Here is a 9,255-nt window from a genome sequence, read left to right on the forward strand (position 1 = left end):
AATTGTGACATGAAGAAACGTTTTTGATGCTTCGACCAAAGCCGGATTATCGCTGTTTTGGTAACAAAGATTCGCAGGAATGTGCGCTTATCGCCAATGAAACCCGCCCCTAGAATTGCCCGGCCTCGTCCACCTCTTCTGGGAAATCGCCGCTGTGCCGCGTCGCATCCTCGCAGCGCTGAATGCGCTCAGTGCCTGTGCCCTCAGCTTGACCTTGAGCGGCTGTATCGGAACCTGGGGCATCGCCCCGCACAGCAAGCCACTGCCCCCCGACACCCTGGCCACCGACCACGCCATCCGCGCCGCCGCCCGCGATGCCCACTGGCCTGCGCAACAATGGTGGCGCGCCTATGGCGACCCGCAGTTGGACCGTTGGGTCGAACGGGCCCTGGCCGGCAGCCCGAGCCTGGCCCTGGCTGCGGCGCGCGTGCGCGAGGCCAAGGCCCTGGCCGGGGTGGTCGAGTCGGCGGAGCGGCTCCAGGCCAATGGCGAGGCGACGTTGAAGCGCCACAACTGGCCGGCGGATCCGTTCTACGGCCCTGGCGCGCTGTCCGGCGCCACTACCTGGGACAACAATGCGGCCATTGGCCTGAGCTATGCCCTCGACCTCTGGGGCCGCGAGCGCAACGCCAGCGAGCAGGCCGTGGACCTGGCGCACAGGCGCGTGGCCGAGGCCCGCCAGGCGCAGCTGGAGCTGCAGAACAACCTCGTCAAGGTGTACATCCAGCTGGCGCTGCACTTCGCCCGGCGCGACATCGTCGAGGCCGAACTCGACCAGCAACGGCAGATCCTCGCCCTGGCCCAGCGGCGCCTGGAGGCTGGCATCGGCACCCATTTCGACGTCAGCCAGGCCGAGGCGCCGCTGCCCGAAACCCAGCGCCAGGTCGATGCGCTGAACGAGGAAATCGCCCTGGCGCGCAACCAATTGGCGGCGCTGGCGGGGCAGGGGCCGGGGGCGGGCGCCCAGCTCGAACGCCCGCGCCTGACCCTCGGCGCGCCGCTCAAGCTGCCTTCGGCGCTGCCCGCCGAACTGGTCGGCCAGCGCCCCGACGTGGTCGCCAGCCGCTGGCAAGTGGCGGCCCAGGCGCGCGGCATCGACGTGGCGCACGCCGGCTTCTTCCCCAACGTCGACCTGGTCGGCGGCCTTGGCTTCATGGCCACGGGCGGCGGGCCGCTGGAATTCATCAGCGGGCGCAAGTTCAACTACAACATTGGCCCCGCCATCAGCCTGCCGATCTTCGACGGCGGGCGCCTGCGCGCGCAGTTGGGCGTGGCGTCGGCCGGTTACGACATGGCCGTGGCGCGCTACAACCAGACCGTGGTCGCGGCACTGCAGCGCATTTCCGACCAGTTGATCCGCCGCGAGTCGATGCAGGAGCAGGCGCACTTCGCCGCCGAAAGCGTGGCCGCTGCGCAGAAGACCTACGACATCGCCCGCGTTGCCTTCCAACGTGGCCTTACCGACTACCTCAACGTGCTCAACGCGCAGACCTTGCTGTTCCGTCAGCAGCAGGTGCAGCAGCAGGTGCAGGCCGCGCGCCTGAGCGTGTATGCAGAGCTGGTCACCGCCCTGGGCGGCGGCCTGGAGGCGGGCGCGGACGTGCCTGACGCGCAGCGCCAGGCTGCGCCGAAGACACCGGCCACCCTGGCCATCTTCGACCGGCCGGGCGCCGCCCGATGAGCGCCATGGGCCTCACCCTGCGCTGGCTGCAGGGGCTGGAATGGCGCCGGGGGCTGTTCGCCTGGGCGCGCACCGACGGCGTCACCTGGGTGTACATCTTCAAGGTGCTGCTGGCGGCCTTCGCCACCCTGTGGCTGGCCATGCGCCTGGAATTGCCGCAACCGCGCACGGCGATGATCACCGTGTTCATCGTCATGCAGCCGCAGAGCGGGCACGTGTTCGCCAAGAGCTTCTACCGGGTGCTCGGCACCCTGGCCGGCTCGGCGATGATGGTCGCGCTGATCGCGAACTTTCCCCAGAACACCGAGCTGTTCCTGCCCAGCCTGGCGCTGTGGGTCGGCCTGTGCTCGGCCGGCGCCATGCGCTACCGCACCTTCCGCGCCTATGGCTTCGTGCTGGCCGGCTACACCGCGGCGATGATCGGCCTGCCCGTGCTGCAGCACCCCGACCAGGCGTTCATGGCGGCGGTGTGGCGGGTACTGGAGATCGCCCTGGGTATTCTGGTGTCGACCTTCGTCAGCGCGGCGGTCCTGCCGCAGTCGGCCAGCGCCGCCATGCGCAATGCCCTGTACCAGCGCTTCGGGGTGTTCGCCGGGGTGGTGGTCGAGGCCCTGCGCGGCGCCAGCCAGCATGAGCGCTTCGAAACCAGCAACGTGCGTTTCATCGCCGAGGCCGTGGGCCTGGAGAGCCTGCGCGACGTCACCGCCTTCGAAGACCCGCACATGCGTCGGCGCTCCGGTCGGCTGGTGCGCATGAACAGCGAGTTCATGGCCATCACCACGCGCTTCAACGCCCTGCACCGCCTGCTCGAACGCCTGCGCGCGCGTGGCCCGGCGCAGATCGTCGGGGCCATCGAGCCGGGCCTGGCGACCCTGGCGCAGTTGCTCGAGCCCTACGTCGAGCGCCTGCTGACCGACGCCGATGCCCTGCGCCTGGCGCTGGAGCTGGCCGCCTACAAGGACGGTCTGCAAGCCCAGGTACGCAGCCTGCGCGCGGAGTACCTGCAGACGGCGCCGAGCGAGGCCGACCTGCTGGATTTCCACACCGCCTTCGAGCTGCTCTACCGCTTCGTCGCCGAGCTCTACAGCTACGCCCAGACCCACGCCTCGCTGGCCGCGCACAACCATGAGCGCGAACAGTGGGACGAGCCCTACGTGGCCCAGACCAGCTGGCTGGTGTCGCTGGCCGCCGGGCTGCGCGCCTCGGCGGTGCTGCTGTTGCTAGGCAGCTACTGGCTGCTCAGCGACTGGCCCAGTGGCGCGATGATGACGCTGATCGCCACGGTCACCGTGGGGCTCTCGGCGGCTTCGCCCAACCCCAGGCGCATGGCTTTCCAGATGGCCTGCGGCACCCTGTTCGGCGCCTTCGTCGGCTTCTTCGAAACCTTCTTCGTGTTCCCCTGGATCGACGGCTTCGCCTTGCTGTGCCTGGTGCTGGCGCCGGTGTTGACGCTCGGCGCGTTCCTCGCCGCGCGCCCCGCCTACGCCGGCTATGGCATCGGCCTGCTGGTGTTCTTCGCCATCGGTTCGGTGCCGAACAACCTCACGGTCTACGACCCCTATGCCTACATCAACGACTACCTGGGCATGGTCCTGGGCATGCTGGTGTGCGCCGCCGCCGGGGCGATCATCCTGCCGCCGAACAGCCGCTGGCTATGGAGCCGTTTGCAGCGCGAGCTGCGCGAGCAGGTGCTGTTCGCCCTCGGCGGGCGCCTGCGCGGGCTGGGCTCGGCATTCGAAAGCCGCACCCGCGACCTGCTGCACCAAGCCTACGGCCTGGCCGCCGGCAAGCCGCAGGTGCAGGCCGAGCTGATGCGCTGGATGTTCGTGGTGCTGGAGGTCGGCCACGCGATCATCGAGCTGCGCAAGGAGCAAGCCAGCGCCCCGGTGCACCCGGCCTACGCCGAACGCCAGCCGTGGCGCCAGGCCATCCGCGTGATGGGCCGGGCGTTGGCGCGGCTGTTCCTGCAACCGAGCGCCAGCAACCACACCCGCGCCTTGGTGGCGGTGGACCACGCCATCAGCCGCGTGCAGGCCACCGACGAGCCCTTCGCCCGGCACTTCGACACCTCGGTGCTGCGCCGGGTGCAGAGCTACCTGCACTTCATCCGCACCTCGCTGCTCGACCCCCTCTCGCCCCTGGCCCCGGCCCAAGGACCGCACCATGCCCCGTGAGATCGCCTTCCATGGCCTGTACCTGCCGACCCTGACCTTGATGTTCCTGTTCGCCCTGGGCCTGGCCTGGGGCCTTGACCGGTTCATCGCCAGCGTCGATGGCTACCGCTTCTTCTGGCACCCGGCGCTGCTGCGCCTGAGCCTGTTCGTCTGCCTGTTCGGCGCCTTGGCGCTGCCGCTCTACTGGTGAGAAACCTTCGATGAAAAAGTTCTTCAGCCTGGCCGCCACCCTGCTGGTGCTGGCTGCCGCCGTGGTGATCGGCCGTCAGCTGTGGCTGCACTACATGACCACTCCCTGGACCCGCGACGGCCGCGTGCGCGCCGACATCATCAACGTCGCCGCCGACGTGCCCGGCTACGTGGTGGACGTGCCGGTGCGCGACAACCAGCGGGTGCGCAAGGGCGACGTGTTGATCCAGATCGACCCCGCGCATTACCAGCTGGCGGTGGAGCAGGCCAAGGCGCTGGTGGCCTCGCGCAAGGCCACCTGGGCGATGCGCAAGGTCAACGCCCAGCGCCGGGCCGACCTCGACAACCTGGTCATTTCCAAGGAGAACCGCGACGACGCCAGCAACATCGCCAACGCCGCCCAGGCTGACTACCAGCAGGCCCAGGCGCAGTTGGCGGCCGCCGAGCTGAACCTTGCGCGCACGCGCATCCTGGCCACGGTGGATGGCTACGTGACCAACCTGAACGTCCACAAGGGCGACTACGCGCGCACCGGCGAGGCGGTGATGGCGGTGGTCGATGAGCAGTCGTTCTGGGTGTATGGGTTCTTCGAGGAGACCAAGCTGCCGCACGTGAAGGTGGGCGACCCGGCCGAGCTGCAGATGATGAGCGGCGAGCGCCTGAAAGGGCATGTGGAGAGCATCGCCCGCGGCATTTATGACCGCGACAACCCACAGAGCCGCGAGCTGGTGGCGGACGTGAACCCGACGTTCAACTGGGTGCGGCTGGCGCAGCGGGTGCCGGTGCGGATTCATCTCGACGAGGTGCCGCAAGGGTATCTGCTGGCGGCGGGGACGACCTGCACGGTGGTGGTCAGGCCGGGGGAGGGGTGATCGGGGAGGGGGCAGGGGCACAGGATATCGGCCAAGGCACCCCGGCCCTATCGCGGGGCCTCTGTAGGAGTGGGCTTGCTCCGCGATGGCGTCACCGCCGCATCAGAGCGGGCGCAACAACCCGAACCGCTTGCGCAACACCGTATCCAGCAGCCGCCGCGGCAGCACCCGCGCCAGCAGCGGCAGCGCGGTGCTGCCATTGCCCAGCCTTACCAACGCAGGCACCGGCACCTTGCGCGTGGCCGCCAGCACGCCCTGTGCGAACACTGCCGCTGGCGTCGGCTTGTCCTGCGAGGCCCGCGCCCGCGCCTGCACCTGCTCGCGCAACGGCCACCACGGCGAATCGCTGGCCAGCACCTGCTCGGCCTGCTGCTGGGCGTTGCTGGCGAACTGCGAGGCGATCGCCCCAGGCTGCACTTCCATCACGCGAATGCCGAACGGCGCCAGCTCCAGGCGCAGGGCGTCGCTCAGCGCATGCACCGCCGCCTTCGAGGCGCAGTAGGCGCCAGCGAACGGGGTGACCAGCACCCCGGAAACGCTGCCGATGTTCACCACCAGGCCCTGGCTGCGGCGCAGCAGCGGGAACAGCGCGCGGGTGACGCCGACCACGGCGAAGACATTGGTCTCGAACTGCTGGCGCATGGCCTCGACGCCGCCGTCGAGCAGCGGGCCCATGGCGCCGTAGCCGGCGTTGTTGATAAGCATGTCCAGGTTCGGCAGCTCCTCGGCCAGTTGCGCCAGCGCCTGTGCATCGTTGACGTCCAGTTGCCGGGCGGTGAAGCCTGCGCTGGCGAGCTGGGTGACGTCGGCGGCTTTGCGGGCGGTGGCCCAGACCTCGAAGCCCGCATCGCGGAAGGTGTCGGCGAGGGCGCGGCCGATGCCGCTGGAACAACCGGTGATCAAGACGGTGGGCATGGGTCAGGGCCTGTTGTCAGGTGGGGTGTGCGGCGCCTGCGCCGGCCCTATCGCTGGGCAAGCCCCCACAGGTATTGCAGGAGCGGGCTTGTCCCGCGATGGGGCGGTGCAGACCGCCGGTCAATTGGCAAATGTACCTTGCAGGTGTTCGGCGCGGAACTCCAGGGTTTGCGGCCGATACCCCGAGCGCAGCGGCGGCACCGGCAGGCAATCGGTCCACTCGGTGCCAGGCTGCAATTCGCCGGGGCCGCGATAGCGCGGGGCGCTGTAGGTGTTCTCGGCCAGGTTCACCGTGTCGCCCGGCGCATAGGCGCCAACGCGCCAGCGCAGCTCGGTGAGCGGGGCCTTGTTGGTGTTCTTCATGGTCACGCGCAGGGCGCGGTCGGCGGGGCACTGATCGGGAGCGTAGGCCAGGCGCAGGTCGAGGCGGGCCAGTTGCGAGGCTTCGCGCTGGTCCTGCCAGACCACCCCCAGGGCGACCAGGCCAAGACCGAGCACGGCGGCCAGGGAAATCGGCAGGGCCTTGGCCGGGTAGCGCAGCAGCAGGACCAGCCAGGTGAGGATGAGGAAGGCGCCGATGATCATGGAGGTGCAGGCCTTGGTTGGGCGGTTCGATCATCGTAGCGGGAAATGGCGCATGGCTCAAAAACGCCAGCGCGGGGCAAGCCCTCCACCAGTACTCCGCTAATTGTGAGTACAGCGTTGAACCTGTGCGGGCTTGCCCCGCGATAGGGTCGGTATTGACACACGGCAGAGACAGTTGCTCCCACAGGCCGTCTGCGGATTCATTCTGTAACGTTTCAGCTGCAATCCCGTGCTTGAAGGGGTGCATGGACTTTTCGGTATGAGCCCTCACCGCGTCGTTACAATTTTCAGGCGCTAGGAAATTGACCCCTCCCTGGTTGGCCAATAGCATCGGCCGCTAATTTGCATGTTCCAGGGAACGGTATGTCGGTTGCTAGACCGCGCGCACAAGGATGGGCCCTCTGCGCTTTGTTTCTGATTTTCTGCCACGTCGAGGCCCACGCTGCCTCGCCCGGCGACCAGGAGCTGATCCGCGAGCGCCAGAACCGCTTGCTCGAAGAGCAACAACGCCGCCTCGACGAACTGCGCAACCTGCCGGGCAAGCCCGCAGGGCCGACAGCGGCGCCATCGACCGAAGACACCCGCTGCTTCACCATCCGCACCATCACCCTCAAGGGCGCCGACAGCCTTACCGAGGCCGAGCGCGAGCGCCTGCTGGCGCCATTCCTTGGCCAGTGCCTGGGCGTCAGCCAGCTCAATGACCTGCTCAAGGCCATCACCCACCATTATCTGGACCGCGGCCAAGTGACCAGCCGCGCCTACCTGCCACAGCAAGACCTGTCCACCGGCCACCTGCAGGTGCTGGTGGTGGAAGGGCGCCTGGAGAGCCTGCGCGCCGACCCCGACAGCGGCCTGAGCGAGCGCGAGCTGGCCATGGCCTTTCCCGGCTCGCCGGGGGAGGGCCTGAACCTGCGCGAGATCGAGCAGATGGTCGACCAGCTCAACCGCTTGCCGTCGAACCGGGCGCAAATGGAACTGGCCCCCGGCGAGGCCGTGGGCGGCAGCCAGGTGCTGGTGCGCAACCAGGCGCAGAAACCCTGGCGCGCCTCGCTGTCGCGCAACAATGGCGGGCAACGCAGCACCGGCGAGCAGCAGGTCAACCTTGGCCTGGAGTGGGACAGCCCGCTGGGCCTTGCCGACCAATTGGTAGTGCGCGGCGGCCATGACGTGGTCAGCGACCACACCCAGGGCTCGAAGAACGGCGTGCTCTACTACAACCTGCCCTGGGGCTGGTGGAACTTCAGCTACAGCTACAGCGAAAGCGAGTACCGCGCCCAGGCCCAGGGCAACGGTTTCAGCTTCAAGCAAACCGGCGATAGCCAGAACCACCAACTGCGCGCCGAGCGCGTGGTGCACCGCGACGCCACCAGCAAGACCTCGCTCAACGCCGGCATCGCCCACCTGCGCACCAACAACTACATCGAGGACAGCCGCCTGGAGGCCAGCAGCAACCGCCTGAGCGAAGCGCAGTTCGGCTTCAACCACGGCCGTCGCCTGGGCAACGCCTTCGTCAACCTCGACCTGGGCATCCAGGAGGGCATCGGCGCCTTCGACGCTCAGGGCAACGGCCACCCGCGCCCCGGCGAGCCCGTTGCGCGTTACCGCAAGTACAGCGCCACGCTCAGCTACGTGCAGGGCTTCCAGGTGCTCGGCGAGAACCTGAGCTTTAGCAGCCTGGCCACCGGCCAGCGCAGCGAGGACGTGCTGTTCAGCCCGCAGCGCATCAGCTTGGGGGGCGAGGCCTCGGTGCGCGGTTTCAAGGACCAGTCGTTGTCGGGCGACAGTGGCGCGTACTGGCGTAACGACCTGCGCTGGACCCGCCCGGTCACCTGGGCCGCCCTGCGCCCAGCGGTGGCCGAGTATGGCGTGGGCCTGGGCTACGACCTGGGCGTGATCCGCAACGATCGCTACAACGGCGACCGCCATGGCCGTGCCAGCAGCCACGCCTTCGAGCTGTTCGCCCGCGGCCAGCACCTGGCCGCCAGCGTGACCTTCGCCCACAGCCTGGAGCGCCCAGAGGCGCTACCCGACAAGGAACGCCCGGTGTATTTCCGCCTGGACCTGTTCATCTGACCCACCGATTCAAGAGACAGCACATGGACGTTCGCCGCTTCGCCTTCCTTGCCCGCCAGCCATCCGCCCGCCTGCAGCCGCGCACGCAGTTCTGCGGCCTGCCCAAGCGCGGCCTGGCGTTCCTGCTGGCCAACGTCATGTTCTGGCAACCGCTGTGGGCCCAGGCCGCCGACGGCGTGGTGGTCAGCGCGCCGGGCACCAGCCTCGGCCAGGCGGGCAACGGCGTGCCGATCGTCAACATCGCCGCGCCCAACGGCAGTGGGCTTTCGCACAACCAGTTCAGCGACTACAACGTCGGCCAGCAGGGCCTGATCCTCAACAACGCCACTGACCGCACCCAGGCCACGCAACTGGGCGGGATCATCCTCGGCAACCCCAACCTGCAAGGGGCGGCCGCCAGCACCATCCTCAACGAAGTCAACGGCACCAACCCCAGCCAGTTGCGCGGCTACACCGAGGTGGCCGGGCAGGCGGCGCGGGTGATCGTCGCTAACCCGCACGGCATCACCTGCAACGGCTGCGGCTTCATCAATACGCCCCAGGTGACCCTGAGCACCGGCAAGCCGGTGATCGACAACGGCCAGTTGAGCCGCTTCCAGGTCGACCAAGGCAGCGTGGCCATCGAAGGCGCGGGGCTCAATGCCGGCAACGTCGACCGTTTCGAGATCATCACCCGCAGTGCCAAGGTCAACGCCGAGCTCCAGGCGCGCAATCTGACGATCATCGCCGGGCGCAACGATGTCGACGCCCAGACCCTGGCCGCCAC

General features: G+C 68.4%; 8 protein-coding genes. 6 read left to right on the top strand and 2 right to left on the bottom strand.

The genetic code is table 11. From position 1 onward, the window contains the following. Positions 1 to 154: 154 nt before the first annotated feature. From P0Y43_RS19325 to P0Y43_RS19340, 4 genes are read left to right on the top strand one after another with little or no spacing between them, the layout of a single operon-like run. Entirely contained in the window at positions 155 to 1,681 is a 1,527-nt protein-coding gene (locus tag P0Y43_RS19325; protein ID WP_275638870.1) for an efflux transporter outer membrane subunit, read from the top strand. Beyond that, complete coding sequence (locus P0Y43_RS19330; RefSeq protein WP_275638861.1) at positions 1,678 to 3,855, top strand: FUSC family protein; 2,178 nt, start codon at positions 1,678 to 1,680, stop codon at positions 3,853 to 3,855. The genes P0Y43_RS19325 and P0Y43_RS19330 overlap by 4 nt, the downstream gene beginning before the upstream one ends. Further along, the gene (locus P0Y43_RS19335) at positions 3,845 to 4,045 is read left to right on the top strand and encodes a DUF1656 domain-containing protein (protein ID WP_275638862.1); all 201 of its coding nucleotides are present in this window, start codon (positions 3,845 to 3,847) and stop codon (positions 4,043 to 4,045) included. The genes P0Y43_RS19330 and P0Y43_RS19335 overlap by 11 nt, the downstream gene beginning before the upstream one ends. A 10-nt stretch (positions 4,046 to 4,055) precedes the next feature. Next, a complete protein-coding gene (locus P0Y43_RS19340) occupies positions 4,056 to 4,916 on the top strand; it encodes an efflux RND transporter periplasmic adaptor subunit (RefSeq protein ID WP_275638863.1) in 861 nt (286 codons plus the stop codon). A 102-nt stretch (positions 4,917 to 5,018) separates the two neighbouring features. Here the strand turns inward: P0Y43_RS19340 and P0Y43_RS19345 are convergent, their stop codons facing one another. Together P0Y43_RS19345 and P0Y43_RS19350 are read right to left on the bottom strand one after the other, a co-directional pair. Next, entirely contained in the window at positions 5,019 to 5,831 is an 813-nt protein-coding gene (locus P0Y43_RS19345; protein WP_275638864.1) for an SDR family oxidoreductase, read from the bottom strand. Between the two features lie 120 nt (positions 5,832 to 5,951). Further along, a complete protein-coding gene (locus P0Y43_RS19350; RefSeq protein ID WP_275638865.1) occupies positions 5,952 to 6,416 on the bottom strand; it encodes a multidrug transporter in 465 nt (154 codons plus the stop codon). 363 nt (positions 6,417 to 6,779) lie between these two features. Between P0Y43_RS19350 and P0Y43_RS19355 the strand changes: the two genes are divergently transcribed. Then, positions 6,780 to 8,489: a ShlB/FhaC/HecB family hemolysin secretion/activation protein gene (locus P0Y43_RS19355; protein ID WP_430540262.1), complete on the top strand. Its 1,710-nt coding sequence runs from the start codon at positions 6,780 to 6,782 to the stop codon at positions 8,487 to 8,489. Positions 8,490 to 8,512: 23 nt separating this feature from the next. Next, positions 8,513 to 9,255: filamentous hemagglutinin N-terminal domain-containing protein (locus tag P0Y43_RS19360; protein ID WP_275637862.1), on the top strand; the 743-nt coding region annotated here is incomplete at its 3' end.

Origin of the sequence: Pseudomonas entomophila, assembly GCF_029193575.1 — a bacterium.
Taxonomy (GTDB): Bacteria; Pseudomonadota; Gammaproteobacteria; order Pseudomonadales; family Pseudomonadaceae; genus Aquipseudomonas; species Aquipseudomonas entomophila_G.

Bases quoted from the DNA above. Each gene is read 5' to 3' on its own strand.
- P0Y43_RS19340 (WP_275638863.1), top strand. From the start codon at position 4,056: ATGAAAAAGTTCTTCAGCCTGGCCGCCACCCTGCTGGTGCTGGCTGCC.
- P0Y43_RS19330 (WP_275638861.1), top strand. From the start codon at position 1,678: ATGAGCGCCATGGGCCTCACCCTGCGCTGGCTGCAGGGGCTGGAATGG.
- P0Y43_RS19345 (WP_275638864.1), bottom strand. From the start codon at position 5,831: ATGCCCACCGTCTTGATCACCGGTTGTTCCAGCGGCATCGGCCGCGCC.
- P0Y43_RS19355 (WP_430540262.1), top strand. From the start codon at position 6,780: ATGTCGGTTGCTAGACCGCGCGCACAAGGATGGGCCCTCTGCGCTTTG.
- P0Y43_RS19350 (WP_275638865.1), bottom strand. From the start codon at position 6,416: ATGATCATCGGCGCCTTCCTCATCCTCACCTGGCTGGTCCTGCTGCTG.
- P0Y43_RS19335 (WP_275638862.1), top strand. From the start codon at position 3,845: ATGCCCCGTGAGATCGCCTTCCATGGCCTGTACCTGCCGACCCTGACC.